At 47.5% G+C, this 26,691-nt stretch carries 23 protein-coding genes; 10 read left to right on the forward strand and 13 right to left on the reverse strand.

The window, feature by feature from the left end; genetic code table 11:
* Positions 1-11: 11 nt before the first annotated feature.
* From IT233_08150 to IT233_08185, 8 genes are all read left to right on the forward strand, one after another.
* Positions 12-1,004, forward strand: coding sequence for an RHS repeat-associated core domain-containing protein (locus IT233_08150; GenBank protein ID MCC7302598.1), 993 nt, complete (start codon positions 12-14; stop codon positions 1,002-1,004).
* A 580-nt stretch (positions 1,005-1,584) separates the two neighbouring features.
* Positions 1,585-1,935, forward strand: a complete 351-nt coding sequence (locus IT233_08155) for a hypothetical protein (GenBank protein MCC7302599.1) — start codon at positions 1,585-1,587, stop codon at positions 1,933-1,935.
* Positions 1,936-2,235: 300 nt separating this feature from the next.
* Positions 2,236-2,490 (forward strand): hypothetical protein, encoded by a 255-nt coding sequence (locus tag IT233_08160; GenBank protein ID MCC7302600.1) that lies wholly within the window; start codon positions 2,236-2,238, stop codon positions 2,488-2,490.
* A 30-nt stretch (positions 2,491-2,520) separates the two neighbouring features.
* Entirely contained in the window at positions 2,521-3,414 is an 894-nt protein-coding gene (locus tag IT233_08165; GenBank protein ID MCC7302601.1) for a tyrosine-type recombinase/integrase, read from the forward strand.
* A 2-nt stretch (positions 3,415-3,416) separates the two neighbouring features.
* The gene (locus IT233_08170; protein ID MCC7302602.1) at positions 3,417-3,680 is read left to right on the forward strand and encodes a hypothetical protein; all 264 of its coding nucleotides are present in this window, start codon (positions 3,417-3,419) and stop codon (positions 3,678-3,680) included.
* 57 nt (positions 3,681-3,737) lie between these two features.
* A complete protein-coding gene (locus IT233_08175; GenBank protein ID MCC7302603.1) occupies positions 3,738-4,292 on the forward strand; it encodes a site-specific integrase in 555 nt (184 codons plus the stop codon).
* Between the two features lie 35 nt (positions 4,293-4,327).
* Positions 4,328-4,840, forward strand: coding sequence for a hypothetical protein (locus IT233_08180; protein MCC7302604.1), 513 nt, complete (start codon positions 4,328-4,330; stop codon positions 4,838-4,840).
* A 1-nt stretch (position 4,841) separates the two neighbouring features.
* Positions 4,842-4,982, forward strand: a complete 141-nt coding sequence (locus IT233_08185; protein ID MCC7302605.1) for a hypothetical protein — start codon at positions 4,842-4,844, stop codon at positions 4,980-4,982.
* 221 nt (positions 4,983-5,203) lie between these two features.
* Here IT233_08185 and IT233_08190 read toward each other — a convergent pair whose 3' ends face one another.
* Genes IT233_08190 through IT233_08205 form a run of 4 tightly spaced genes read right to left on the reverse strand, consistent with a single transcriptional unit; the run spans position 5,204 to position 9,395 of the window.
* Complete coding sequence (locus IT233_08190) at positions 5,204-6,457, reverse strand: OmpA family protein (GenBank protein ID MCC7302606.1); 1,254 nt, start codon at positions 6,455-6,457, stop codon at positions 5,204-5,206.
* Complete coding sequence (locus IT233_08195; protein MCC7302607.1) at positions 6,454-7,587, reverse strand: amidohydrolase family protein; 1,134 nt, start codon at positions 7,585-7,587, stop codon at positions 6,454-6,456. Before IT233_08195 ends, IT233_08190 begins: the two co-directional genes overlap by 4 nt.
* A gap of 1 nt (position 7,588) precedes the next feature.
* On the reverse strand, positions 7,589-8,785 hold the full coding sequence (gene hflX, locus IT233_08200; protein MCC7302608.1) for a GTPase HflX: 1,197 nt from the start codon (positions 8,783-8,785) through the stop codon (positions 7,589-7,591).
* Positions 8,786-8,798: 13 nt separating this feature from the next.
* Positions 8,799-9,395 (reverse strand): cytochrome c, encoded by a 597-nt coding sequence (locus tag IT233_08205; protein ID MCC7302609.1) that lies wholly within the window; start codon positions 9,393-9,395, stop codon positions 8,799-8,801.
* Positions 9,396-9,531: 136 nt separating this feature from the next.
* On the opposite strand from IT233_08205, the gene IT233_08210 reads away from it, so the two are divergent.
* Complete coding sequence (locus IT233_08210; GenBank protein ID MCC7302610.1) at positions 9,532-12,600, forward strand: amidohydrolase family protein; 3,069 nt, start codon at positions 9,532-9,534, stop codon at positions 12,598-12,600.
* 22 nt (positions 12,601-12,622) lie between these two features.
* Positions 12,623-13,912, forward strand: coding sequence for an amidohydrolase family protein (locus IT233_08215; protein MCC7302611.1), 1,290 nt, complete (start codon positions 12,623-12,625; stop codon positions 13,910-13,912).
* Here IT233_08215 and IT233_08220 read toward each other — a convergent pair whose 3' ends face one another.
* The 9 genes from IT233_08220 to IT233_08260 all read right to left on the reverse strand — a co-directional run bounded on the left by IT233_08220 (position 13,913) and on the right by IT233_08260 (position 26,626).
* Positions 13,913-14,296 carry a hypothetical protein gene (locus tag IT233_08220; protein ID MCC7302612.1) on the reverse strand — a complete coding sequence of 128 codons (384 nt, stop codon included), beginning with the start codon at positions 14,294-14,296 and terminating at the stop codon, positions 13,913-13,915.
* Between the two features lie 2 nt (positions 14,297-14,298).
* Positions 14,299-15,177, reverse strand: coding sequence for a hypothetical protein (locus tag IT233_08225; GenBank protein ID MCC7302613.1), 879 nt, complete (start codon positions 15,175-15,177; stop codon positions 14,299-14,301).
* Positions 15,174-15,605, reverse strand: a complete 432-nt coding sequence (locus IT233_08230) for a c-type cytochrome (protein MCC7302614.1) — start codon at positions 15,603-15,605, stop codon at positions 15,174-15,176. The genes IT233_08225 and IT233_08230 overlap by 4 nt, the downstream gene beginning before the upstream one ends.
* Entirely contained in the window at positions 15,602-17,626 is a 2,025-nt protein-coding gene (locus IT233_08235) for a 4Fe-4S binding protein (protein ID MCC7302615.1), read from the reverse strand. The genes IT233_08230 and IT233_08235 overlap by 4 nt, the downstream gene beginning before the upstream one ends.
* Positions 17,627-17,662: 36 nt before the next feature.
* Entirely contained in the window at positions 17,663-19,729 is a 2,067-nt protein-coding gene (locus tag IT233_08240; protein ID MCC7302616.1) for a T9SS type A sorting domain-containing protein, read from the reverse strand.
* A 10-nt stretch (positions 19,730-19,739) separates the two neighbouring features.
* Positions 19,740-20,579 carry a T9SS type A sorting domain-containing protein gene (locus tag IT233_08245; GenBank protein ID MCC7302617.1) on the reverse strand — a complete coding sequence of 280 codons (840 nt, stop codon included), beginning with the start codon at positions 20,577-20,579 and terminating at the stop codon, positions 19,740-19,742.
* A 164-nt stretch (positions 20,580-20,743) separates the two neighbouring features.
* Positions 20,744-21,718, reverse strand: a complete 975-nt coding sequence (locus tag IT233_08250; GenBank protein MCC7302618.1) for a ribonucleotide-diphosphate reductase subunit beta — start codon at positions 21,716-21,718, stop codon at positions 20,744-20,746.
* 150 nt (positions 21,719-21,868) lie between these two features.
* Positions 21,869-22,453, reverse strand: a complete 585-nt coding sequence (locus IT233_08255; GenBank protein ID MCC7302619.1) for a DUF3109 family protein — start codon at positions 22,451-22,453, stop codon at positions 21,869-21,871.
* Between the two features lie 60 nt (positions 22,454-22,513).
* Positions 22,514-26,626, reverse strand: coding sequence for a PKD domain-containing protein (locus IT233_08260; protein ID MCC7302620.1), 4,113 nt, complete (start codon positions 26,624-26,626; stop codon positions 22,514-22,516).
* Between the last annotated feature and the right edge of the window lie 65 nt (positions 26,627-26,691).

A 26,691-nucleotide genomic window follows, 5' to 3' on the forward strand; every position in this document is an offset into this window, starting at 1 on the left:
TATATTCAGTAATGAATTCGTCTTTCCGGCATACTGCCGGCACAACAATATTAAAGGAGCAGACTGCCTCCGTCGGCCGCGGAAGCTATTATGCGTTTGGAAGCCTGATGCCAGGACGTTCATACAACTCAAACACAGCGAGATATCTGTTTAACGGAAAAGAAAGTGATGGAGAAGTATATGGCTCCGATGGAACGAGCTACGATTATGGGTTCAGGATTTATAACCCCAGGCTGGGAAGGTTTTTGAGTGTGGACCCGCTGACTAAAAAATACCCACATTTAACCCCATACCAATTTGCGAGCAATAGACCCATTGATGGCGTAGACCTTGATGGCTTAGAATGGAGTAAATCCACGAATTTAGCCACTGGGGAAACGACCTATACAATTAAACTGAAGGTCGTTAATAGTTCCTCTTTAACTAAGGAGCAGATTGCCGAACATGTTTCTAACATCCACGCATATCTCAAGTATGACGTTGAACATGCAGGGGCTAATTCAACAGTTAATATCGAATATGAAATTATAGATGTTCAAGATGTTGATTGGGAAAATGATTTTATTATGGAATTTAGGGATAGAGTTCTTGACGATGGCGAAGAGCATGATGGCTGGACACAGAAGTTTGGTGACACACAATCAAATTGGATGCAAATTTCTGTTGGTGGAGATAGAGATGCTGAGTTTATAGCAAATACTGGCGCTCATGAACTTGGGCATACCGCAGGATTGCCGCATGAAACGGGAGGGCATGACCGAAAAATTGATTTATGGAAGAGTCAGCGCCTCATCAGGCAAAAAATGCTTGACCAGTATAGGGAGCATGGGAAAAAGAACTTGATGATTTCAGCAGGTGGAGAGAATGGTTTATTCAAGGAGCAGGTCAAAGAATTCAATAAGTTTATACCATGGTTTAAAAAAGGAGCTTCATATAAGCCTGATAAAGGTGAAAAGGAAGCTAATTCAACAAGGTCACAAAATGATTCGAGGAATGATAAATAATTTTGGGTATATATTTTTAGTTTTATTTTTATCCTCTTGTTTCACACGTATTAAGAAAAGTAATTCTGACCAATCGAAACCTGACTCATACATTTGTATCGTTGATACGTTTTTGTCAGGAAAGCTGTACGATACGGGACGGAATCAAATAATTCTAAGGGGCAGGAAGGATTCTAAGATTCAACCACAAAATGATTCGCTGTATGTTGCCTTTGAAGTTGATTTTTATAATTCTGAAGTTTCAATTTCATGTGGAAATAAATTGTTATATGAAGGTAAAGTGACTACTCATGGAAACTTAGGACTTGCAAAAGGGATTTATATAAAAAAGGAGGTTGCGTGCAATTTGTCTTTCGTGATTAATGGGTTTGCGTTTACTTGCTCTAACGACATTTCAAAGTATAATGTACTCCGCATTAGACTGTTAAACGGGGAAGCTATCGTGATTTATTCCGACAATAAAAAACCTCGGTATAAGTGAAAAGCCCCTCCCAAAACTCAAGCTACTTTTAAATCGGTAGCTTTTTTTATGCTTGGAATAGGAGCGAACCTTTTCCCCGCCTATTTATTATAAAAGGCCATGAAAAGCATTATCACTCCTGAAGGATACATCCGCTTAAAGGATACGGAAGGAAAAAGCGCATTAATCGGACAAATCCGAAATGGTATCACCTTCAACCTGTTTAAAAGCGTTCCACGCAAGGTAAGAGTTGTGGAGTTTAAGCTGGGAAAGAATACCGACCCGCCTGGCGGACGGGCAGGCACGTTTTACTTTCATAATTACAATCCTGTGTTCCATCACATAGGTTCCAGGGAAGAGCACCCTTTGCTTACAAAAATATACATGCTGTATTTTCTGGAGGAAAGCACGTACACCCCAGAGTCGTTTGTAAACTACGTTTGCAAAAACTACTTTGTGGAAAAGCTGTGATTCCAGGTGCCAGGTACTTCGGTGCTGCAATAAGCCCCTTATTTAATCCCTCTCTTTAAGCTCGCACTTTTAGTACGCTAAGTAAGTCCTCAATGCAGGGACCCCGCCCAGCACTGCGCCCACAGTGCGTTTGCATTTTAATTCTAACAGAGGAAAGAAACATTCCTCACCAAGAGCAATTCTGCTTACGGTTCGCAACGGCTCCCCAGCCCCAGGATTTTTCCAACCACTGGTTTCCTTCAAATTTCCCAGGGAAGGGAGCTTTCCTTTTTGTTTCTATTTATAGAAAACACTATCAACATGTCAATGAACGTAAACGAGAACAACCGTATCGAATGCAATTACCCCATGCTCTTTGTCCCAGAAACAAAGAAATATTATCTCGACTGGTCCTCTTTCTGCACCATTTCAGGCCAGGCCAGCACCTGCCTGTACCGAATCTTAAAGCTGCTTCCTGATGTTACGGCTCACCAGTACCGATACAAAAACCGTGTGTACTGGGAAGTATCATTTGTGCTGGGATTCTGGAAACGGGTGGCAGAGCGTCCCCGCTAAGAACTATCCAGCTTTTCCTTTATCATCTCAATGACCTCTTTTCCTTCTCGGTGCAGGGAGCGTGAGCTGGTAAAAGAAAGCAAACCAGCCGAGTATGTGTATATGCACGTAAGCTATGTAAAGGAAATGCTTGTGTTCGTTGAAGAGAGCACTGTAACGGATGTATGCAAAGTTGACCAGACATTGATGGACACCTATTTGAATTATCTGCAAACGCAAAGAAGAAAGCAACGGGGCGAAGGATTGCTTGATGAACAAACCATTGCCCGTCACAAGGGAGCCATCCGACAGTTTTTTAAATATCTGGTCCTGGAAGGATATAAGGTTTTTCCGATTCGGATTTATCACAAAAGAAAAAAGGCAATAGGACTGCCAACTGTGCTCACCCATGAAGAAATCCGACAACTTTACTCGGTGTGTGATGATTCCGCCATTGGACACCGTGACCGCTGTTCACTGGCCATTTTTTATGGATGCGGAATGCGAAAAAGCGAAGGACTGCGTTTGCTGGTTTCTGATATTGATTTTTCAAGGAGCAGAATCCACGTGCGCAAAGCAAAAAATAACCGAGAGAGGTACGTGATGATGTCACCCACCGTACAAGTCCATGTAGAAGAATACGTGTACAATTACCGTGACCTATACCTGCCAGAGGGTTCCACTTACGATGAACTTTTTATTTCTGAGCGTGGGCTACCTGTAAAGCCTGAGACAGCAGCCAAGCGCATGGAAGCTCTTTGGCAACGGGTGAAGGACCGATACGGAAGTGATAAGCGAGTGGGCATTCACACTCTTAGGCATACTTTGGGCACACAGTTATATATGGTAGGCATGAGCATTGAAATGATTGCACTCATGCTGGGTCACGTCACTCTGGAAGCCACACAGCGATACATTCATATAGCCAATCACTTAAAAAAATAATTATGGAAAAGTTCGAGCAGTACTTAATTGATAATAATATGAAATGGGATGTAGCCAAAGTGTACGCACGCCTGGCGAGACATTATCTTAACTGGGTGAGAGAGAATAATCTTCGTGTGAAAAGTGTTAAGCGCACACCTTTTACCGATTGGATTCAACAGTGCCGTGAGAATGGAAATGGAGACCGAACGATTTGTGCTAAGGAACTGGCCATCAAAAAATATTATTACTTCCTGGGTTGTAAGAATAATCCCGCTCAGAGTTAGATAAAGAAAAAAAAGCAGCACACGCTTCCCACAAAAGCACTCACCAGGCATGAGCTTTTGAAAATATACCAGTCGATAAAGCCTCGCACTCCAGTGGAGCACCGCAACCGCTGTATGCTTGGCTTTGTGGTATTCCAGGGATTCATGCGCTCGGAACTCACCGAACTTCGAGAAAGCGATATTGATTACGAACGCTCAGAAGTGTTTATTCAAGGACAGAGCAGGACCAACTCACGAAGACTCAAACTTGAGTTTATTCAGATGCAACACCTGTATGATTACCAACACAAGTACCGAGCTGATTTTCTGGGAAGAGGCATGAGCACAAATACGGACCGATTCTTTTTGTCCAGGGGAAAAGGCGAAGATCTGAACAATTCCGTTACCAGGTTGCTTAGAAAGCTGAGGTGGGAATTTCCCCAGGTGCAGGACCTGCGTCACCTGCGTGGAAGCGTTATTACTAAGTGGCAGGACGAAGAAGGTTTGATGGAAGCCATGGTGAAGGCAGGGCACCGCTATGTATCCAGCACCGAGCGGTACCGCACCACCCGTTACGAGGAGCTTCAGGACCAGTTGAAGAGTTTGCATCCGCTGGAGAAGATGCAGTTTTAAAACAGGTGTTTTTTTCGTATCTTTGTCAATGAAGTATGCCACAAAAGCGAGCCGTTAATATTGAGATTGATAAGCTGACCAACTCCATTGTGAATGCCGTCTCTGGGGAAATTTTCGAGACAGTTTTTAGTAAAGTATCAAGGAAGGAGATTAGAAATAGGGACTGGATTTTTAACTGGCATCATGAGTTGAAGGATAAAAGTAATCGGGTGTATAAAATGACTACTGTCGAGAACGAAAATATTATTCACGGATTAATTTCCCTGAGTGTTCACCGTAACTTCGTTTTTGTAAACCTTGTGGAGAACGCCAACTTCAATAAGGGGAAAGAGAAATTATATGAGGGTGTAGGTGGGAATCTGTTTGCGTTTGCATGTAAAATGTCTGCGGACTTGGGTTATGGCGGTTGCATCAGCTTTGTATCAAAGACTTCTCTGATGAAGTATTACAACCAGGCTCTGGGAGCAGTAAGGATAGCAGGTCAGCGCATGGTAATTTTAGAATCAGAAGCCGAAGAGTTAATTAACCGATATTTTAAAACCAAGTGACATGAAAAGGAAAGAATCAAAGGAGCCAGACGTTTACGTTGTGAACAGGAAGCCTACCGAAAAGGAGTTGAAACAGCTTGTGACATTTGTAAAGGAGCACAAGCAAAAGCGGAAGGCAAAAAAGCACCGCAGGGCAGCGTAAATCCTACTCAGTAATTGAATTCCATGAGCCTCAGAGCAATCTGGGGCTTTTTTTTATATCTTTATTCAGTGAACACCGCCAAAAATCCGATGGGTTCCCCCTCACACACAAGCCAAAATATACCATTAGGGTATTTTACCTTCGGCAGTCTGCCTGCCGAAGCGGCAGCGCTGGTCAAAAGCCGGTAAGGATTTAAGAACCCTCTGAATTAACCTTCTTCCTTATTTCACCTCAAACTCCACACGCCGGTTCTTCTGACGGCCCGACGGACTGTCATTACCTGCAATAGGATGTGTGCTTCCTAATCCAAAAGCTGATAACCGATCGGGACTAATCCCATGTACGATCAGGTAATCGCGCACCGCGTTGGCCCTTTGACCGGAAAGCAACTGATTCGCCTCCGCACTCCCTACATTATCTGTGTGCCCTGTAACCTGAAGACTGATCCCGGGCTTGCTTTTTAAAAATACCACAAGCTGATCCAGCGAAACACTGCTTTCCGGCTTTAATACAGATTTTCCTGATTCAAAAAGAATGTTTTCGAGGGTAAACCTCAACCCCTTTACCGGTTCTTTTGGAATTCCCGTTACAGGCGGAGTGATCGTAGTGCCGTTCTTCCCTCCCACCGGTACCACAGAGATCATGTCAAAATGAAACCGGCAATCGTAATAATAATTCACCAGATTATATTCCTTTTGTATTTCCTGCTCCCTCTGCGTTAACTCGTTTTGCTTCGCCTTCCGGTATTTCAACGTTTCAGCGTTCTGCTGCCTTAGCAACTTCCGGAAGTCCTCCTCCTGTTTCTTATTCCTCTTCTTCGAATGATAAACAAGCTGCGATTTATACCATGCCGAAATACTATCTGTTCCTTTCTTCACCGCTTTTTTATGTTCCGCCCTAAGCACGCTCACCCTCTTATTCATCTCCGCAATCACCTGGTTAACGGAATCTTCCTCATCAAAAAACTTCCCAATCAGCAGCAGCCTCTCCCCGCCCTTCGCCACGTAACGCCTTTCCATATAAATCCATTTTCCCCAGATCAGTGAATCCTGAAAGGGAAATCGTACATCCGGCTTCAGTTTAATGTGCATCCGTCCTTTCACATTCTGCTCCCCTGATGGAAAATGCCAGTCAATAGACTTTACTCTTCTCCAATCTACCGTCTTATTCCCGCCCGGCCGGGTGTAAAAACTCAAAATATATTCTTTCCCGGCCTGCAAGGGCTCCTTCAGCGGCACCTGTAAATACTCGCTCCCGCTGCGGTTCAGCAAACACAGAGCGTTATAATAACTGCCCTCTCTGGCATAACCTTCCACGCTGTTGCCCGCTGAATAATGATAGAAACCGCCCAGGGGTTGCGTCCAGAAGGTAACCATCCCGTTCAGGTTCTGCTCAAATCCCGGATTCGGCACCAGATTTTGACCAAAAACAGAAAAAGCGGAAAAAATAAAAAAATATAACGGCCGGATATTCAAATCAATCGTTTTACGGAAACCACTCCCGCAGGGTTTTCGCCTTCCATACCCGAGATATGTATGATTCCCGGACGCTTTCCGGTTTCCAGCGTACCATACATACCCGACAAGCCCAGGAAGTCTGCCCCGTTTCGCGTTGCCCAAAGTAATAATTCAGAAAAGGGAATTTGGATACAGGACTTTTTTATAGTTATCAGCTCTTCCAGTATAGATAATCGGGTGTTACTCGCCATGCTATCCGTTCCCACCGTGACCCTCCATCCTGCCTTCCACCAGGAAGTATAATCAGGAAGCGTGTTTTCGATGAACAGATTAGCGCGCGGACAGGCGCAAAGAAAGTGCAAGGGAGGCTGGACGGAGAACGGAGGACGAAAGACCGTATTATGAACCAGCTGTATGCCCGGCACATGAAAACAGGATTGAATATACTCCAGTGAGTTATTAAACCGGGGAACCCAGGACAAATCCATGTTCAGCTTCAGAAAAAAATCCCATAAGCTGCCGCGGTGCCGGAAAAATTCATTCTCCGCCTCGCTTTCCTGGTGATGGATACAGCAAGGAAGGTTTTTTCCCCGGTGCCATTCAGCAATCTTTCTGAACAATTCCGGAGTTACGGTGTATGGCGCATGAGGAACAAGGGAAGCAGGCATTGTTCCAAATAACTTCACTAAAGCCAGGCCTTTGTTGTAAGCATCCTCTGTTTTAGAGGGGTGAAGATCAAGAAGCTCGATGAACGTATGATAAGCGATCGAACTTTGAGATTTCAGTTTTAAGCTATCCGCTGTATTAGAAATATCTCCGACCGCTACGATTCCATTCTTGTTCATTTCGCGGTCGGCATCCAGCATGGCTTCGCAGCGCTGCGATTCGGGAACAGCATTCCGTAACGGCATAAGCTCTGAAATGAAGCCGGCCATTCCTCTTCCCCTGTTCAGTTTACCGTGCAGGTGTGAAAGTTCGAGATGACAGTGGGCATTTACAAAGCCCGGGGAAAGAATTCCATGAAATGCATCACCCGTAACTTCGCCCCAGGTAATTTCGCGAATAGTTCCCGAAGCATCCAGGTGAAGAACGGCCGGCTCCAGTTTTCCTGTTTCCGCACGCAACACCCTATGGGAAGAAAGGATCACCTTAGTATAAAAATTTGTTGTAAGGATATCTGACCCTGTGCATCTCACTCACCATTTTGTACAGTTTATCCCTGAACCTGTCAATGTTTACCTTGCCCGCAGCAGAAATAAATATACAATGCTCTCCCATTTTACCTATCCAGGTGTCCTTGAGTTGCTCGAGAGAAATATTCCGGGGTGTTTCCGGACTCAGGTCGGAGGGGTCTTTAGGTTCATATGTAAAGGCGTCGATCTTATTGAAAACGATCAGGGTGGGTTTATCACCCGCGCCGATTTCCTTCAGTGTGGCATTTACCACATGATACTGGTCCTCGAAGTGAGGATGGGAAATATCCACCACATGCAGCAGCAGATCCGCTTCCCTCACCTCATCGAGTGTAGATTTGAATGATTCCACGAGCTGATGCGGTAACTTGCGGATGAATCCAACAGTATCCGAAAGCAGAAAAGGCAGGTTTTCGATAACCACCTTCCGGGTGGTAGTGTCGAGTGTGGCAAACAACTTGTTCTCTGCGAACACCTGCGATTTACTGATCAGGTTCATGAGTGTACTTTTTCCCACATTGGTATAACCCACCAGTGCCACCCTGATCATTTCGCCACGGTTCTTTCGCTGTGTGACCATTTGCTTATCAATGGTCTTCAGCCTGTCTTTCAACAAGGCGATCTTCTCCCGGATAATAAACCGGTCGGTGGCAATCTGCTTTTCGCCCGATCCGCCCCTGGCTCCTGTACCTCCCCGCTGCCGTTCCAGGTGTGTCCACATACCCACCAGCCGGGGAAGGAGGTATTCATATTGAGCGAGCTCAACCTGTGTTTTAGCATGCGCTGTTTGAGCGCGTTGGGAAAAAATCTCAAGTATAAGCCAGGTACGATCCAGCACCCGGCGTTCCGTTTCCTTTTCTATGTTCCTGACCTGGGAGGGAGAAAGCTCGTCGTCGAATATAAAAAGCTGAATGTTGTTATCTTCAGCATATCTCTTCAGTTCCTGCAACTTCCCCGATCCTACAAAGGTGCGAACGTCCGGTTTTCCCAGTTTCTGAGAAAACCGTTTGACCGGAATTATTCCTGCGGTCTCCGCCAAAAAAGAAAGCTCATCAAGATACTCCTGAAGCAATTTCTCATCCTGTTGCTGGTTAACCAGTCCGATAAGAATCGCCCTCTCAAATCCTGACTTTTCCTGCTTTCTTTCTAACATCTGAATAGCTGACCTACTTTTTCAAGGTCTGTACATACTTCGCCACGGCATCTACTTGTTCATGGGTCATTTGATCCATGAAAGCCGGCATTGTTCCTTTCCCTTCCATAATAATTACCCGGGCCTGGTTGAAGTCCATGGGAGAAAGTGAGAGATCGGGTGAATTCATTAACATGGCCTTTCCATCATCACCATGACAAACAGAACACTTTGCCTTGTAAACCTCCACTCCGTTCGAAGAGGCGGTATCCTTTCCCTTCTCCCGTTTTGCTTTTCCCATTTCCGCCATTCCATATGCTCCGATGATCAGCAGGAGGGAGATGGCGGCAAGCAATTTCTTTTTCTTTTTGAATCCAACAATGGCCATAGGGATGGAAGCGAACACCATGCCCAGTTTAATGATCATAAGAGTATTTATTTCCGGCAATTCAATGAGCATATATCCGCCGGTACCCAGAAAGGCGAGGCTGATCACCATTTCCACAATACGTGTAGCGCGTGTATATTTTTCGAGCGCCGGGGAATTGGCCAGCAGCATTCCGGTTTTCACCAGGTAATGAAGCAGAAACAGGATAACTGAAACAAGGTGGACGTAATAAACGATTTTCATAGCGTCAGGGTTTTGGGACAAAATTACTATAAAAAAATCAATCCATTTGCCTGCTTTTCAATTCATTAGCCACTCATACCAGAATAGCCCGGAAGCGGCGTAAAAAACATACATTTATACCCCTAGCTGAAAGCCCATGAGAACCTGCTTCCTTGCCCTGTTCATTTTCATTTCCGGTTCCGTTTCGTTGTGCCAGTCGCCCACGCATCCGGTGAACGGAACAGCCAATCAGAATCACACTGCGTACGCATTCACAAATGCCCTCATCTGGGTTGATCCTATGAATGTAATTACCGGCGGCACGCTGTTGATCCGCGACGGAAAGATTGTGGAGGTAGGAACGAAAGTAACCATCCCTTCCGGAACGGTGGTGTATGATTTAAAAGGCAAAAGTATCTATCCTTCCCTGATTGATCCATTTACAACCTACGGGATGCCGGAAGTAAAACGTGAACCCTGGAGTCCGAATCCGCAGATGGACACAAAAACAAAAGGGGCGCACAACTGGAACCAGGCGATCAAACCGGAACTGAACGCGGCAGACTTTTTTGTGGCCGATCAGAAATTTGCAGATGAGATGCGCCGGTTAGGTTTCGGCACGGTGCAAACGATTCCGCGCGACGGCATAGCCCGCGGTACAGGTGCGTGCGTGATTCTGGGAACCGGGAAGGAGAATGAGTTGATTATTTCCGGCCGTTCGTCGCAGAATTTTTCCTTTGAAAAAGGTTCCTCTTCCCAGGAATATCCAGGGTCGCTGATGGGATCCATTGCCCTGCTTCGCCAGACTTATCTTGACGCACTCTGGTATAAGGAGAATAAGGGGACTGTTGAATTCAATCTTTCGCTGGATGCCTGGAACAGCAACATGACACTGCCTCAGATCTTCGAAACACGGGATAAACTATCCGTTCTCCGCGCCGACAAAGTAGGCGACGAGTTTAAAGTTCAGTTTATTTTCAAGGGAAGCGGGAACGAATACCAGCGTATTGACGAGGTTAAGGCTACAAACGGCAAGTTTATTCTTCCCCTGAATTTTCCGCTGCCATACGATGTGGAAGATCCGTACGATGCGTTGCTGGTTTCGCTTGAGGATATGAAACACTGGGAAATGGCTCCGCTCAATCCCTCCGCCTGCGAACAGCGATTCATCACTTTTGCATTTACTACCGCTGACCTGAAAGACAAAAAGGAATTTTGGAAAAATCTGCGTAAGGCCATTGCCTACGGGCTCAGTGAGCGCACTGCGCTGAAGGCTCTTACGGTGAATGCGGCTGAAATGCTGGGAATTTCTGATCTGGTAGGAACCCTCCGGCCGGGGATGCTTGCTAATTTTATCATTACTTCAGGGAATCTATTCGACGAAAAAAATATCATTTATGAAAACTGGGTGAAAGGAGTCCCCTACACGATTCAGGATCCGCACTTCACTGATTTGCGGGGAAATTATGAACTCTCCGTGAACAACAAAGTTCTCAAACTGAAAATAAGCGGTGAACCGGATAAACCCAAAGGGAGCATCATACAGTCCGACTCGGTTAAGATTCCGGTAACATTCCTGGTGAATGATCAGCTTCTGACCATCACCTTCGACCATAACGGCTGGTACCGGCTGGGCGGCTCCATGAATGCAGACGGCACTGTATGGCAGGGCAAGGGGCAGCTCTTCGACGGAAGCTGGGTAGAATGGGTATGCAAACGAACCTCCGGCGAAGAGGAGAAAAAACCACAGGATAAGAAAGGACAAGAACTAAAGATCTATCCCACATTGGATGATGTGATCTATCCTTTCAATGCCTACGGCGTTACAAAAAAAGACAGTTCTGCTTACCAGAAGTGGAGAAACCGCTGGGGTGCTATACTCATCAAAAATGTAACGGTTTGGACCAATGAACCGGATGGGATACTAAAGAACAAAGATGTGCTGATTGTGGAGGGGAAAATTGTGCGGATCGGCGAAAATCTTGGTGTTCCTGCTACTGTAAAAGCCATTGTTATTGACGGAACCGGTAAGCACCTCAGCCCGGGAATCATTGACGAACATTCCCACATCGGCATCAGTGGCGGGGTGAACGAAGGAACACAAAGCAGCAGCGCGGAAGTGAAGATCGGTGACGTTATCAACTGTGAGGATATTAATATCTACCGTCAGCTTTCCGGGGGCGTTGTGGCCTGCCAGCTGCTGCACGGCTCAGCCAATCCCGTAGGTGGACAAAGCGGATTGATTAAACTTAAATGGGGCACCTCACCGGAAGAAATGAAAATAAAATGGGCCGACGGGTTCATCAAATTTGCTCTGGGAGAAAATGTAAAACAGAGCAACTGGGGCGACAATAGCACCATCCGCTTCCCCCAATCCAGAATGGGTGTAGAACAGGTTTATTTTGATCTGTTCATCCGGGCCAAGGAATATGAAAAACGGATGGCAGAATGGAATAAAATGGATGCAAAAACAAAAAGCAAATCTACCCCTCCCCGACGGGATCTTGAACTGGAAACCATAGCGGAGATTATGAACAAACGCCGCTTTATTTCCTGTCATTCCTATGTGCAGAGCGAGATCAATATGCTGATGAAAGTCGGTGACTCTATGGGATTCACGGTAAACACCTTTACCCATATACTGGAAGGATATAAACTGGCGGACAAAATGAAATTACACGGGGCAGGCGCTTCCTCCTTCTCAGACTGGTGGGCATACAAAATGGAGGTAAAAGATGCTATTCCGTACAATGGCGCCATTCTCTGGAGAAACGGAGTAGTAACCGCATTCAATTCTGATGACGCGGAAATGGGTCGCCGGCTGAACCAGGAGGCAGGCAAAGCGGTTAAATACGGCAATGTTCCGAAAGAAGACGCACTCAAGTTTGTGACACTGAATCCGGCCATACTTCTGCACCTCGATAAGAAGATGGGTTCTATCAAACCAGGCAAAGACGGCGACGTGGTGTTGTGGACCGCCGAACCTCTTTCCATCTATGCAAAAGTGGATAAGACGATTATAGAGGGTACGATTTACTACGACGCCGAAATGGACAAATTGCTAAGGGAAGAAATACAGAAAGAACGCGCCCGCCTGATACGTAAGATGCTGGACGAAAAGAATGGTGGAGAAAAAACACAGAAACCGGTAAAGAAAGAACAGAAACTGTATCACTGCGACGATGTGGAAGAGTATGGAGCGGAAGAGGAAACAGTAGGTCAGTAATAAGACTTAAAGATCATTTGATATGAAAAAAACTGTTTTACTTCTTGTGTTCGGGTGGGTACTAAGTGCGAATGCACAAACACCCACTCCGGCACCGCCACAAAAAAAGAGCATTATTCTCATGGGGGGATATGCGCACATCGGGAACGGACAAGTAATAGAGAACTCAGCCATTGGGTTCCGGAACGGAAAACTGGATCTGGTAGGAGATGCCACCACAATCAAGATTGATCTCCGAAGTTACGATACCGTGATCAACCTGCAGGGAAAACATGTATATCCCGGTTTCATACTTGCCAATAATACCATCGGACTCAGCGAGATCGGCGCCGTACGTTCCACCAACGATATTGCCGATGTTGGCAGTATGGTTCCCCACGTTCGAAGCCTGATCGCTTACAATACGGATTCGAAGATTATTCCCACCGTTCGCACCAACGGTGTTCTCCTTGCGCAGGTTTGTCCGCGCGGAAATGTTCTGAGCGGCACTTCTTCCGTTTTTAAACTTGACGGCTGGAACTGGGAAGATGCAGTACTAAAGGCCGATGAGGGAGTGCACCTCAACTGGCCTTCCATTTTTCGCAGAGCATGGTGGGAAGGTACCGTTGAGAAAAACAAAGACTATGATAAAAACAAGGAGAACATAGAACGCTTTTTTGCTGACGCACGAGCCTACAGCGAAGGGCCGGTAACAGAAAAAAATATCCGCTTCGAAGCCATGCGCGGCCTGTTCACCGGCAGCCAGACTCTCTATATCCACGCGAATTATATAAAAGAACTGGTAGAAGCGATTTATTTTTCAAAAAAGGCCGGTGTAAAGCGCATGGTTATCGTGGGAGGTAAAGATTCCTGGATGGTCACCGACCTGCTCAAAGAAAATAATGTGGCAGTGATGCTTAACAGGGTGCATGATCTTCCCGACCGGCCGGAAGATGATGTGGATCTTCCGTATAAAACGCCTTCCCTGCTGCGGAAAGCAGGTGTACTCTTCTGCATACAGGTAGAAGGTGATATGGAACAGATTCAGGGCAGGAACCTTCCCTTTAATGCCGGTACAGCGGTAGCGCACGGGCTCACCTACGAAGAGGGTGTAATGGCCATTTCTCTCAATGTAGCTATCATGCTGGGTATTGATCACCGTACCGGCTCACTGGAGACCGGGAAGGATGCCACGCTGTTTGTTTCAACCGGTGACGCGCTGGACGTTCTCACAAATAATGTGACGCTTGCCTTCATTGAAGGGCGAAACATAGATCTGGATAACGAACAGAAATTCCTGTACAATCAGTACATGAAAAAATACGGGAAGTAATCAGTTATTCTTTGCCCCCTCCTCTATCCATTGAAACACAAGATCAATTTCCGCCTGGGTCAGTGGGTTTCCCGGAGGCATGGCGGGAAGCTGCGTACCTGCGAGCCGCATATGCAGCACGCTGGCAGAGGGCGTAACAGTGTCTACATAAGGTGCATTGAGTCCGGTGGTCATCAGTTCATACCAGGAACAGCAGGATTTAAGATTCAGTGCGAAGTGGGTCTCATCATGGCAGGAAATACAATTGGCATTCCAGATCGGCTGGATGTCGTTGGTATAACTTACCCCGTGGGAATGATTGTGAAGACTGATCGGTCCCTGATCTTTACGGCAGGAAGTTGCAATAAAAGTTAGAAAACCCAGTAAAAGGAAAATCTTTCTCATCGCTATTCGTCTTTTTGAATCCAGGTGGTGCGTTTAATATTAAAACCGAGGGTAAACTTCCCCTTCAGATAGTCCAGGTTATCAATGGTGTACAAGTCCTGTTCCAGTAACTCCGATGAAGAGGAAATCACGATCTGGAAAACGTGACCAGCCGTACCGAATTCCCATCCCAGTGAAAGCGGATAAGCATCATTCGACGGCTGCCGGTTGGCCGTCCAGGTGTATTCAAAAAGAATGGCTGCATTCTCCTTGTATCGGAATACCCCGCCCAATCCTGCATAAATAGTATGATTATCCACTCCGGGTTCCGAAAGATTGCGGTAAACCATACCCGTTACCAGTTGCAGGGAAAGTTTCTCACTCATTTTTCTTGCAACGATCAACTGCGTGTTATACAGGAAACGATGAGGAAATTCATACTTAAAGGGAGTTACGGAATCCGCATAGTACGCCTCTTCCGGAACTTTAGGAAACTTTCCGGTACGGATAGCGGTATTGAAGTATGCAGCGAGAGATACCGGTCGCTTTCCATCTTCCGTTTGCTGAAGTAATACATACTTTACTTCAACATCAACGGTTTTTCCGTACTTGGTACGCCCCGCCCCCACGCTAAGCCGGGAATTAATGGGAAGGCCGAATCCAAACCGAATGTTTGCCGGCAGATCCAGTCCGAAGAATTGCTGCCAGGCACTGCTATCGAATCCGATTCCCCCGAAGCGGTGTTTAATTGTAAAATCAAAACTGCGGGGAGATACTCCTTCTGTTGTCTGAAGATTGATCAGGGTATTTCCTCTAAACGTTCCGAACACCGGCTCGGAGGACTGTGACGATGCGGCGAATGCGGCTAAGCAGAAGGAGATGTTTAAAAAAACTTTTTTCATTTTCCTGGTGTATTCTGTGAAAGAGAGCGGATAAAAAGAACCAGTTTCCACCGTTGTGTTTTGGAGTAGGTTTTCTCATAAGGGCTCATTTGCCCTCGCCCTTTGGTTATTTTCCAGAAGATCGCTCCGTCGGATTGGGTCTGGAATGCAGAAGAAGTATGATCTGCGGGGGGCGTAGTGAGCGCCTTGGCTGCCGGTCCGTCGCCCTTTCCACCCTTGCCGTGGCAACTCCAGCAAGCGGATTCATATATCTTTTTCCCCTCCGCCAGCGACTTGGCATCAGCTATCACCGGATTTTTCAGCGTATCGGTCCAGGAAGGAGCCACCCAGGGTTTGGTTTGCTTTTGGGATAAACTGCGTTCAGCCGGGATGGCGGCCACAATAAAAAAACAGATGGCGGCTACTCCCGCCCACAGTATAAATTTCATGGGTTCAGCATTTTTGTTTCACCTGCCAGGCCCGCATGATGGCCGGCCAGAGATACATTTCCGGCGCGTTGGTAAATTCCGGAGAGTGCTATATGTGTTCCTTTGTGCATGGGATCCAGCGTTTCGGCTTTGTGAAGATAATACAAAGCCTCTTCATCACGGCCTGTTTTAACAAGAAGCATACCGAGATTATAGCAGGTTCGCTGATCCCCCGGCATAAGTTCATCGAGTTTTTTCAGGTGAAAAACAGCCTTTTCCGCCTGCTTAAGCTGTATATAAACCAGGCCCAGATTATTATGGATTACCGGTGATTCCGGATCCCGGGCTGCGCTGCGAAGCAGCCATTGTTCCGCCTCAGAAAACCTGCCTGTTCTGGCCAGTAATACTCCCAGGGCCAGTTGCGACTGGGCATGCCCTGTATCGGTGCGCAGTGCGAGCCAATATAACTTTTCAGCTGCATCGGTAAACCCGCCGCTTTCTTCTAGATGCCCCAGGTTCAGACAAGCCTCTGCATATTCCGATTTCTCTCTGATGGTATGAAGATGCGTGGAATCTGCGATGATGGTATGCAGCTCCCCTGCGCTTTCCGTATTCCGGCCGTCCAGAATCATAAGCTTTGCCAGACGCAAACGGGCTTCCCGGTCGCCCGGATCCTGATTCAGCATAGCCCGGAGATGGATTTCCGCATTTTTATTATCCTTTTCCAGGAGATATAAAGCCGCTAACTCCCGGTGAAGACTTAAGGGAGTATAAAGTCCCCATTTCTCTGCGATGCCCAGGTGATAAAAAGCCTGCTCCCTTACCTGTGGCCCCGGTTCATGCGTGCTTCTCTGATTTGTCAGCTGATCATATAATCTGTCGCCCCGGTAATAATGATAATGTATAAATCCGCTGTGAACGGAGATCGCCACGATCAAAACAGTGATCAAAGCATAAATTTTTCCCACCCTGCTCCATTGTCCGTCGCGTTTTAATACAGCTCTTCCCACCTGAAGAGAGGGAAAGCGCACTGTACGGATCATTTGCAGTGTAAGATATCCGCAGACCAGTGCTAGAGTTATCGCCAGCAAAAACGGAACGGTATCGTATAGCCCGCGGAAAACAAGAGTGAAAGCCAGCACGATAAATCCCAGCAGTACGTCCTCCCAAAAGCTGAAAGTAAATTTTGCCTTGCTTCCCTGTACCGCTTTGAAACTATCCAGGAAAGAAGGTTTGGTGAAACCGAAGGAAATGGCATCGTGAGGGCATACGGCCACGCAGTCGAGATCTTTCAGGCAATTGGCATTTACTACTTTTCCGAATTGCTTGATCTCCCGGTGTACTTCAATGTGGGAATGGCAGTGGGCTGTACAGATTCCGCACTGTTCGCAGGTACCGGTGAGCTTAATTTTTCCAGGGGCGGTACGGTCACCTAATCCGAACAGCACACCGTAGGGGCAAATATCCTGGCAGAATCCCCTGGATCCAAGCAGGTACACCGTAAGAAATCCCACCGAAAAAAAAGTGATCAGTGTAACCGGAACGGAAGGAAGATTTCTCCAGTAATCGGTGGTAACAAACGATGCCCAGCCATCTGCATCGTTCAATACACGAAACCCCGGAAAAGGGGTGCCCGCCATTATGCGTTCAACCGTAGGCCAAACGAAGAGATACAACATAGCTGCCACGGGTATAACAAAAAAAACCCGTGACCGGATATGTACAGGTTGAATGTGTAATTTCTCGAGGATGGAAGCAGAGAGGTCCTGTAAAGCAAGGATATGACAGGCCCATGAGCAGAAGAATCTTCCGAAAATCAGCGTGCCGACAACGGTCACACCCATGAAGATGAAGCCTGCAGTAATCACCCCCAGATGAATGGTGTACAGAACTTCGTTTAGTTCAAGCGGAGCCAGTGTTTTGCCCGCCACCAGCCAATGAGCGATGTGCAGACCCATCAGCAGGTAAACACCGATGAGTGTATACGTCCGGTAACGGGTATATCTCGCCTTACGCTGAAGATTTGGGACCTCTCCCTTCATAAAAAAAATCTCCCGTGGCTGCCCCGTACTGCCGGTTTACTGCTTTACAAGACGCCGGTAATAGTTCTTGTTTCCGATTTTAACAGTCAGCATATATACACCGGGAGGCAGATGCTCAAGATCCACCTGGCCTGAATACAATCCCGGAACCATTTCAACTTTCTCTGAGTGCAGTACCTGTCCCAGCAGACTATTGATCTGTACCAATGTTGTACCTGAACCGGGCATCAGCACATCCAGCGTGAACAAACCGGAGGACGGGTTAGGATGCACGTTGATGTTCCGGTCAAGATCCCACTCCTCATCCACGCCGCTGCAGATTTCCACCATAGCGGTTACAGGCACTGTTGGACTGCTGCAGGTAACTCCGCCTACTTCAATTTCCCAGTCATAGAAATAATAATAGTATCCGGATTGAGAACAACCGGTGATTGACAATGTATCCGTCATCGTATACGGATAGCTTGTACCGGCACTGTTTCTCCAGAGGTTAATGGTAGAGCCGGCTGCCCGCAGCGAATAATTTTTACCCGGCTGCACAACAAAATCCAGTGTAACCCTTGATGGTCCGTTCGGAACAAAGACTGTTTTTGCCAGAAGAATAGTTCCGATTTCATCCTGAAGCTGTATGGTACGGTTGCCAGCTCCGCTGGCATGCACTTCCACAGATTTAATCGTGAGGGGTCTGAAAACGTCAAACAGCTGGTAGTTGGAAGAACTGCTGTATGCGCCTGTGGAAAGCGTATCGGGCTTTCCAACATAGTTAATATTTCCGTTAAAGTGGACTTCTGAGTTCAGGAAATAAGTGGTGGTAGCCGTAAGCAGGGGAGTGACAAAGGAATTCCCTGTTCCCACCACAGCACCGGAACTGTCGTGCCACACCAGGTTATTTCCCAGCGCGGTCAGCGTGGCGGAGGTATTGACACAAACCGTGTCTCCGCTTGATACAGGAGCTGCCGGTGTGGTGCTCGCTGCAACGGTTAATGAGGCAGTGCCGGTTCCGCAATAATTCGTTACCGTTACTGAGTAGGTACCCGGGCTTACCCAGATACTTTGTGTGGTGGCACCGGTAGACCAGTTGTAAGCGGTACCCGCGGTGGCGGTCAGCTTAAGTGTATCACCTGTACAAAGGTTAGGGCTGCGATCAGGAGTGATGCGGGTCACAGGATTGCCCGGAGGAGTCTGCTGTGTAAGAGTAAAAGGCACCGCAGTGTAATTGTTGGTTTCATCCTCTTCGAGAATAGCGTCATGGGGGTCTACCTCATAAACGATCCAGTAGTTTCCGTTACAGGTTCCGGGCGGAATATTGATCCACATACCGTCCAAGCTCTCGTCGTAAACATCCGTATAACCGCTGGAGATACCCTGTTCCACCACGGAACAGTTATAAGAACCTCCACCCAGTCCCCAGTTCGGGAAATCACCATTATAAAGCGTGGTTCCCTGATTGTAAACAGTATTTACGTCCTTGCAATGGTGGTTAGCAGAAGCGGCGCTGCACTGGTAATAATCCATCAGGCAGAATCCCAGCTTGTGACCGGTTCCCACGATGCTCCAGTTGCGCGGATCCGGCTCATTGATATCCTGGATGCGAAGCGTGAATACACCCCAGTCGTCAAAGTGGATATGGTTATGGGAGGGATGGTAGGTCATGGCTGCTGCATAACGATCCCAGTAGGTCATGTTATTTCCGTTCTTATGGTAGATCCTTTGGGTTGTGATTTGCTTAGGAAGAGGATAGCCGTTCGGACAAACAAAGGTACCGGTAGAAGGGAACGTGAAGGTATCGGTACCGCAGAGAAACGTTCTTTGGCCGCTGTTGTTCTGTCCCCGAACCGTAAGAGATCCATGCCCGATATTAGGTGTAGAACCGCTGACTTTAAGCCGGCCGTTGTTGACCCCGTTTCCTGTTTGTGAATATTCCGTTGGACCCGACATATAGTTCTTCAGAGCATACCAGGAAATGGTAATGTCCGGAAGCAGGTCACAATTGGTTTGAGTTTGGTTTTCACACTGGCAACCGGTAGCGTTGGTAGTGGTACACTGCGCGGCAAGGAATCCGGCGGAGAAAACAACTAATGAAATGGTAAGGAACTTTTTCATGGGTATAGTTTCAGTTCATAACAATTATTTTGGATTCAGTATGCAGTAGAGGGCCGTCAATATTCAGGAGATATACGCCCGGAGGTAATGTGTGGTCAAAATTCCATTGCAGCAGTCCGGAACCGTTCTGCTCCGCCTCTTTCTTTTCCATCACCTGCCTTCCATTAATGTCGAACAGAGAGAGATTGAGCAGTTGCGGTGTACGGTTCAGAAAGTGAATCTTCAGGTGATCGGTTACCGGGTTGGGATATACATTGATTCCTTTGATGAAGCCGAATTCTCCGACAACAGATGAAATATATTCCTGAACAGTATAGTTGCTGGTATAGATGGTATCGAAATCGTTGGAGGAATCATTATTCGTAACATTAAACGCTCCGTAAAAAGTCACGTTTCCATATCCGGGAGCCGGAGCAGTCCAGTTGAAATTCCAGGCCTTTGTGTTCATTCCCGAAGTGCCTGAGGAGGTATGCGTGATATAAATACTATTGCTGGTGAGTTGCGTTTCTGAGGAAGTTGGGATCAGCGTTCCGATCAGGTTTCCGAAGCTGTCCATCGGAGAAACTTCAAAACCAAATTTATCATGTCCTGTACCTGAAGCGGTAGCGGTAACGGTATAAGTATTACCCGGTATATAACCTGTTACAGGGATATTAGAGGTAATCCATCCGTTCACCGGCGTGGGTGTGGGACCGGTATGGCATACATCACAGGCAGAATATCCGTCGGGATAGGAGCCTGTAAATCCCGGAGGAGCACCGGTTGAAAGACTCCAAAGCTGCTGAATCGTTAAAGCGCAAAGAAGAAAAAAGATAAAAGCGACAATAATTCCAGGGTAGAGATTTCGCACCTTACGAAAGAACAAATCCAGAACATATAAAACTATGACCGTGGACAGGTTTTCTGGGTCTCGGTCTCCCCTCTTCCAAGCCCTTTTTGATCAAAAAATGAATGGTAATTTGCTTGATTTCAACAAATTACCATTCATTTTGGTTTTCAGCATTTACTCACCGCTTAGGGGTTGAAATCCTCGTCCAGGTCGGAGAGCTCTTCCTCCACTGCTTCGCTGTTTCCGCTTTTGCAGAACTCTTCCGCACGGTTTTCGAACAGGCGAACACTTCGATCGGCGGAAGGGCCTTCCATGAATTGAAAAGGATTTACGGCATTATAGATTTTTGGGTATCCCAAACTCCGGGCAAGGCTATCGGCAAGGGATTCAATGTAAGAACACATGAGATCGCGTTTTATTCCCGGCAGATCTGCAGGGAGAATTTCAGACACAAAATCCTTTTCCAGTTTGGCGGCATGCGTGATTATTTCGATGGCCTGCTGTTGCGGCAGCTTATCTTTCATTTGTGCATACATCAGGCAGGCAAAATCGCTGAAGAGCTTAGTGTCGCGCGAAACCATTTCCGCGGCGAAGCTCAGGCCGGGCATGCTTCCTCGTTCTCCGGTTCTGCATACAGAACTTATAGTACCTGCCAGAAGAATGCTCTGCATAGAAGCCAGGGCCACCAATCGCTCAGCGAACGATCCCGAGGAGCTGTATTGCATCATCCACATTATCTTTTTTGCCAATGCCGGCAGTGTTTCCATGGTCTGAAACAACTTACGCTTTTCTTCCGCATCCCTGAGATGAGTATCAATCATCAAGGCCCATGCTTCGGCATGAATATTCATCATGGTCAACTGAAATCCGAAGAAAAAGCGCGCTTCGCGAAATGGTACCTCTTTAAGGAAATTCACCATCAGGCTCTCCGCAAGGATTTCGTCCGCCACCGTAAAAAATGCAAGTGTGTTCTTTAAATAGTACCGTTCATTGTCGTTGAGTTTTTCTGACCAGCAGGAAGTATCCGATGAGAGATCAATTTCCTCTGCGGTCCAGAAACCCGCCTCCGCTCTTTTATACATATCCCACATTTCCTTCTGGGTAATGGGGAAGAGCGTTACCATGTTTTTATTTACTCCGTGGGTGTGTTCCTGCTTCATTGGTTGGTTTTGAATAGGTGAATATTCACTGATCTGCCCACACAAAAATTATAAAAACCGGGAGCAGGGTCAAGAGTAAACCATTAACATTCCCGCTCATTTTTAAACACGGCAGGCAGGTTTGAAAAAAGGCTGGTTTTCGCGGCCGGATCAGGTTTTCTTCCGGATTCGGCTCCTTTCACGGTGAACCAGTTCCAGTTCGGCATACCATTTCTTACCGAATCTTCGGATCAGTGCGTCCTTCAGGAAGCGAAACAAGGGTAGTTGAAGTTTTTCTCCGTTTAGGCAGGCAGCCTTGCATATTTTCCAGCGGTGATATTCAACTCTGAGGAATGGGGAACCCTCCTTCAGCCTTACGGGATAAAGGTGGCAGGAGACCGGTTTTTTAAAACTGATCTTCCCGGCTTTCCAGGCATCTTCAATGCCGCAGGCGGCGGTACCGTTTTCGCGGAACACTGTGTAGGCACAATGCTTTCCCTTCACCAGGGGGGTTACATAATCCCCGTCGGAATCCACCAGCCATGTTCCCCGCCCTTCAATTGCTTTTATTCCGTCGGGTGGGATGAATGGCCGCACCAAGGGCCAGATCTTTTCCAGTGTTTCTGTTTCCTCTGCCTCCAGCGGAGCTCCCGATTCCCCTTCGATACAGCAGGCACCGCTGCAGGCGTTCAGGTCACAAACAAAGAATGTGTCTAACAGGGCTTCCGCCACCAGGGTTTCACCAACAGCTAACATCAGATCGAAGGTAAAAAAAAAGCTCCCTCCGGTAAGGAAGGAGCTTTTGTAATAACACGATTACTTCTGCAGGGAGACGGTAAAATAACCCCTGGCAGTTCCGCAGAACACCTCGAGGGTATAAATTCCGTTGGGTAGCAGAGATAAATCCAGTTCCTGTGACACATCTCCGCCGGCTATCCGCTTCCGGAAAATCTCCAGTTGACGCCCACTCAGGTCCATTGTACGGATCAGAAGCTCTCCTTCGGGTAAACCCTTTCCGGAGAACGTTACAGTGCCGTTGCTGGGATTCGGGTAGGCACTGATCATCCCATTCAGATTCAGTTCCCCCATTCCCAGTCCGCTGATGACAACACTTTGGAAAGTAGAAGTGCTTCCGCACTGGTTGCTTACGGTAAGCACAACATTGTATGTTCCATTACTCGCATACACATGGTTCGGGTTCGTGAGGGTACTAAACGGGCTGCCGTCACCGAAATCCCACACCGAGCTAAAGGGCGGTGTAACCGAGGTATTCGTAAAGCTGACATTGTTCAGCGAGGTAATATTAAAGGAGAAGGAAGGAGATGGAACAGTGAGTACGGTGACCGTTACGGTATCTGTACTGAAACATCCGGCTCCGTTCCATACGGTGATCACATACTGCGTAGTCTGGGCCGGCGCTACGGTTATAAACTGCTGGCTGGAAGTGATAATACCATCCGTCCATTCGTAGGCGGCATAACCGGGAGGAGCGATCAGCATGACGCTGTTACCCTGGCAAATGCTGGTATCGTTCACGCTGAACACCGGATTCTGACTGATATTCACAATGATTACATCGGTAGCCGAACATCCGTTTACGTCCGTCACGATCACGGAATAAGTCCCCGATACGCTGACAAAAATCTGCTGCGTGCTGGCTGAATTGCTCCAAACATAGCTACTGCCCGGATTGCCCGCATCCAGCAACAGGGAGTCGCCACAGAGGGTTGTATCATTGCCCAGTGTAACCGCAGGTGGAGTGAAGATCGTAATGTTGATGGTATCCGAATTGGAACACCCGAATACGTTTGTTACCACAACAGAATAGGATCCTGAGGCGGTGACGCTGATTTGCTGGGTAGTAGCGGCATTACTCCACTGATACCCGCTACCCGGATTGCCGGCATCCAGTAAAATCGTGCCGCCGCATTGGCTGATATCCGGTCCGAGGGCCACAGCAGGGATGGGATGAATGGTAATTGTCACGGAGGCGGAAGCGGTGCACCCGTTCATATCCGTAACCACTACCGAATAGATAGCGCTGGAACTAACAGTAATCTGCTGGGTAGTGGCATTGTTATTCCAAAGGTAGCTTGCACCCGGATTACCCGCATCCAGCAATACTGTTCCGCCACACTGGGTCTGGTTAGAACCTAACGTTACAGTGGGAGGAGTATAAATGGTTACGTTAATTGTGTCGGTGGTAGTGCATCCGTTCAGATCGGTAACGGTACACAAATAAGAGCCACCGGTACTCACGCTGATTGATTGGGTAGTGGCAGAAGTACTCCAGAGGTAGGATGCCCAGTTGCCGGAAGCTGTAAGAAGGGCCGAACCGCCACATTGGGAGAAATCCGGACCCAGGCTGAGACTTGGGGCGGGAAACACGGTAAGGTTGATTACATCGGTGTTGCTGCATCCATTTCCATCAGTAACAATTACGGAATAAATTCCCGTAGCGGTTGCATTGATGGTTTGTGTAGTGGCAGAGGTATTCCAGAGGTAAGTGCTCCCCGGATTTCCTGCATCGAGCAGAAGACCTCCACATACGCTCTGATCCGGTCCGAGGGCAACGGCCGGCAGTGTATTCACATTTACTGTTACTGTTGCCGTGTAGGTACAACCGTTAACTGCGGTAGCCGTTACCGTGTAAGTGGTTGTTACGGTAGGACTGGCAACTGGGTTGGCAACCGTAACGGAACTTAGTCCGGCGGCGGGTGCCCAGGAATAAGACGCGATGGAATAATAGCCTGCATTGGCATCGGTGAAAGTAATCGTTGCTCTTCTTAAAGCACCAACATCACCTCCCAGATCATCTACCAGGCGCAGGTACCATGTTCCGTTCAACGGACCCGTCAGAAGCGAGAATGACTGTTCGGGCAGGAACATTCCGGAAAATGGTGCAACACCGGCGGTGACGGGAGTTACTGCTGACATACTAAAAACAGTATTGTAGAAATTATCTCCTGCCCCACCGTTGTCAGAGCAAAGGTCTATCTGACTCGCATCCGGTGCCAGGATAGAAATATCCATGTCGTTGTCAAAAGTGTGAGTCAGGGTGTCGAGGGTGATGGAACTTAAGACGTAAGATCCAGGAACACCGCTGACAGTGAATGGAGCGTCAATGCCGCCCAAAAAATTATCCGGGATATTCAGCAATCCGGCGTAAGTAAAGGACATGGGTTGAACGTATGAAGGGGTAAAATTCACTTGCAGGTTAGTCTGACTACCCTGACAAACCGGGCTTACAGGCGGAATGCTTGCACTTACTGAAACCACCACCCTGTTTGCTGCAGCCATTGCATCGTTTGCTGGCAGACCATCACCGGCTACAGTGGTAAATGCGGAAAAAGTATAGGTTCCCGCTGCACTCATATCATACCCTGTGGCCACCACAACGTTTTGCGTAGCGTTCGGCGCGAGGGTTCCGGTATTTACTATTACCGTTGTGAACGTCTGGGGATTCGGACCTGTAACGGATGCATCAACGCTTACAGGCAGCAAACTAAAATCAATCAGGTTAGTTCCGTAGTTTCGGATCGTTACCGTTACGGTTTCAGTGGAGGTAAAACAACCATTCACCAGGGGAGAAACAAGCATAGTAGCCCCCATATCGATGGGCGCAACAGGTTCTACAATCACATTGTCTAGTCCGATATCCGTTGTGCCCCAGTCACCCACTGCCGAGAACCGCACTACACAGGTGGAGGAAGTAGAAGTTCCGAGGTTTACAATCACTGTATTCCAAGCCGGCGCAATGGTTTGTACAGACACTGAAGGGCCAAATGTTAATCCGCCGTCGGTTGATAAAAACACTTTCAGTGAATCTGTACCGGAGGTGTTGATGTAATTAAATGTAAGCTGTTTGGTAAGGATGGAAGTTGAAAAATCAAGATAATAATCCAGGTTGCCGATTTGCGTGGTCCGGGAATCATAGGAATGAAAGCGTGCAGTATTCCCCGAAGCAGGAGAAGCTACTGTAAAAGCCCCGTTCACGCCACCCCATCCGGAAAAAACGGTGGTTGTTGTATTCTGGCGCCACGATGAATTTCCACGTGAAGGCCAGGAACCCCAATTCGTAGTTGGAACATCCTGTGTGTTTGCCCAGTTCAGCCAGGCACCATCGAATGTTTGCATAACACCGAGGGCACCGTAAACAGGCGCTGCCGGCGCTGCGGGAGGAGCCCAGGTCCAGGTTTGGCCGCTGGTCGGAACATTTGTTGCACTATAGGTACAGGTGTTTGTATTTCCGGTGCCTGTAACTGAAGCATTCCATCCGGCTGTAACAAGCCTGTTCGAATAATCCGTGTTGTTACCTCCGCGCAAGCCCACCTGCCCGGTGCGGTTGGCAGAGGAAGGCAAACAGTTTCCGTAGACAATGGCAACGGAATTAGTAGACTGTATGAGCTGGATCTGGAAATTCATTTGCATGACAGCATCTGTAGTGCTGGAGCGGACATCCTGGTATTGGATCACGAATACATAGTTCCCTGGCGTTCCGAGCAGTTCTGAACGGATTTCCGGTGTTCCAAGAGCCGATGCAGACAACGTTGCGCCGAAGCCGGAAATGATTCCGCACTGCCCTGACGGAACCGTGGTGGATGAGATGGGAGCTGAAACGGTTAATGCCGGAACAACCGATGGACCCCAGCCCTGCCGTTGTCCGGCCTGAGACGCACCAAACCAGATGAATCCGTTGTTTGAAATTCCGATGTCTGTATAGGTATTTCTGTCGTATGTAAAACTAAATCCCAGCGGTATGCCGGCGAATACTGCATCGGTATTTAATGCAACTCCTGTTTGGTGCACTGTACCACCCGTAATCGCGGTGTAAGTACCTGAAGTTTCACTAAAAGTGTAACCCGAAACCTGAGACCGGCCGTTAAAAAATAATGCCAGCGAGAGCGTAAGAAAGGAAATGATTTTCATCGTATTTTTTTTATGGGGAACGAAATTACTAATAACAGCAGAGAACGTCAGATTTTGATAAGAAT

This window comes from Bacteroidia bacterium, assembly GCA_020852255.1.
GTDB lineage: Bacteria > Bacteroidota > Bacteroidia > JADZBD01 > JADZBD01 > JADZBD01.

Excerpts from the sequence above, each read along its gene's own strand:
- IT233_08150 (MCC7302598.1), top strand. The coding sequence starts at position 12 with ATGAATTCGTCTTTCCGGCATACTGCCGGCACAACAATATTAAAGGAG.
- IT233_08155 (MCC7302599.1), top strand. The coding sequence starts at position 1,585 with ATGAAAAGCATTATCACTCCTGAAGGATACATCCGCTTAAAGGATACG.
- IT233_08160 (MCC7302600.1), top strand. The coding sequence starts at position 2,236 with ATGTCAATGAACGTAAACGAGAACAACCGTATCGAATGCAATTACCCC.
- IT233_08165 (MCC7302601.1), top strand. The coding sequence starts at position 2,521 with ATGACCTCTTTTCCTTCTCGGTGCAGGGAGCGTGAGCTGGTAAAAGAA.
- IT233_08170 (MCC7302602.1), top strand. The coding sequence starts at position 3,417 with ATGGAAAAGTTCGAGCAGTACTTAATTGATAATAATATGAAATGGGAT.
- IT233_08180 (MCC7302604.1), top strand. The coding sequence starts at position 4,328 with ATGCCACAAAAGCGAGCCGTTAATATTGAGATTGATAAGCTGACCAAC.
- IT233_08185 (MCC7302605.1), top strand. The coding sequence starts at position 4,842 with ATGAAAAGGAAAGAATCAAAGGAGCCAGACGTTTACGTTGTGAACAGG.
- hflX (MCC7302608.1), bottom strand. The coding sequence starts at position 8,785 with ATGTTAGAAAGAAAGCAGGAAAAGTCAGGATTTGAGAGGGCGATTCTT.
- IT233_08205 (MCC7302609.1), bottom strand. The coding sequence starts at position 9,395 with ATGAAAATCGTTTATTACGTCCACCTTGTTTCAGTTATCCTGTTTCTG.
- IT233_08210 (MCC7302610.1), top strand. The coding sequence starts at position 9,532 with ATGAGAACCTGCTTCCTTGCCCTGTTCATTTTCATTTCCGGTTCCGTT.
- IT233_08215 (MCC7302611.1), top strand. The coding sequence starts at position 12,623 with ATGAAAAAAACTGTTTTACTTCTTGTGTTCGGGTGGGTACTAAGTGCG.
- IT233_08220 (MCC7302612.1), bottom strand. The coding sequence starts at position 14,296 with ATGAGAAAGATTTTCCTTTTACTGGGTTTTCTAACTTTTATTGCAACT.
- IT233_08225 (MCC7302613.1), bottom strand. The coding sequence starts at position 15,177 with ATGAAAAAAGTTTTTTTAAACATCTCCTTCTGCTTAGCCGCATTCGCC.
- IT233_08230 (MCC7302614.1), bottom strand. The coding sequence starts at position 15,605 with ATGAAATTTATACTGTGGGCGGGAGTAGCCGCCATCTGTTTTTTTATT.
- IT233_08235 (MCC7302615.1), bottom strand. The coding sequence starts at position 17,626 with ATGAAGGGAGAGGTCCCAAATCTTCAGCGTAAGGCGAGATATACCCGT.
- IT233_08240 (MCC7302616.1), bottom strand. The coding sequence starts at position 19,729 with ATGAAAAAGTTCCTTACCATTTCATTAGTTGTTTTCTCCGCCGGATTC.
- IT233_08250 (MCC7302618.1), bottom strand. The coding sequence starts at position 21,718 with ATGAAGCAGGAACACACCCACGGAGTAAATAAAAACATGGTAACGCTC.
- IT233_08255 (MCC7302619.1), bottom strand. The coding sequence starts at position 22,453 with ATGTTAGCTGTTGGTGAAACCCTGGTGGCGGAAGCCCTGTTAGACACA.
- IT233_08260 (MCC7302620.1), bottom strand. The coding sequence starts at position 26,626 with ATGAAAATCATTTCCTTTCTTACGCTCTCGCTGGCATTATTTTTTAAC.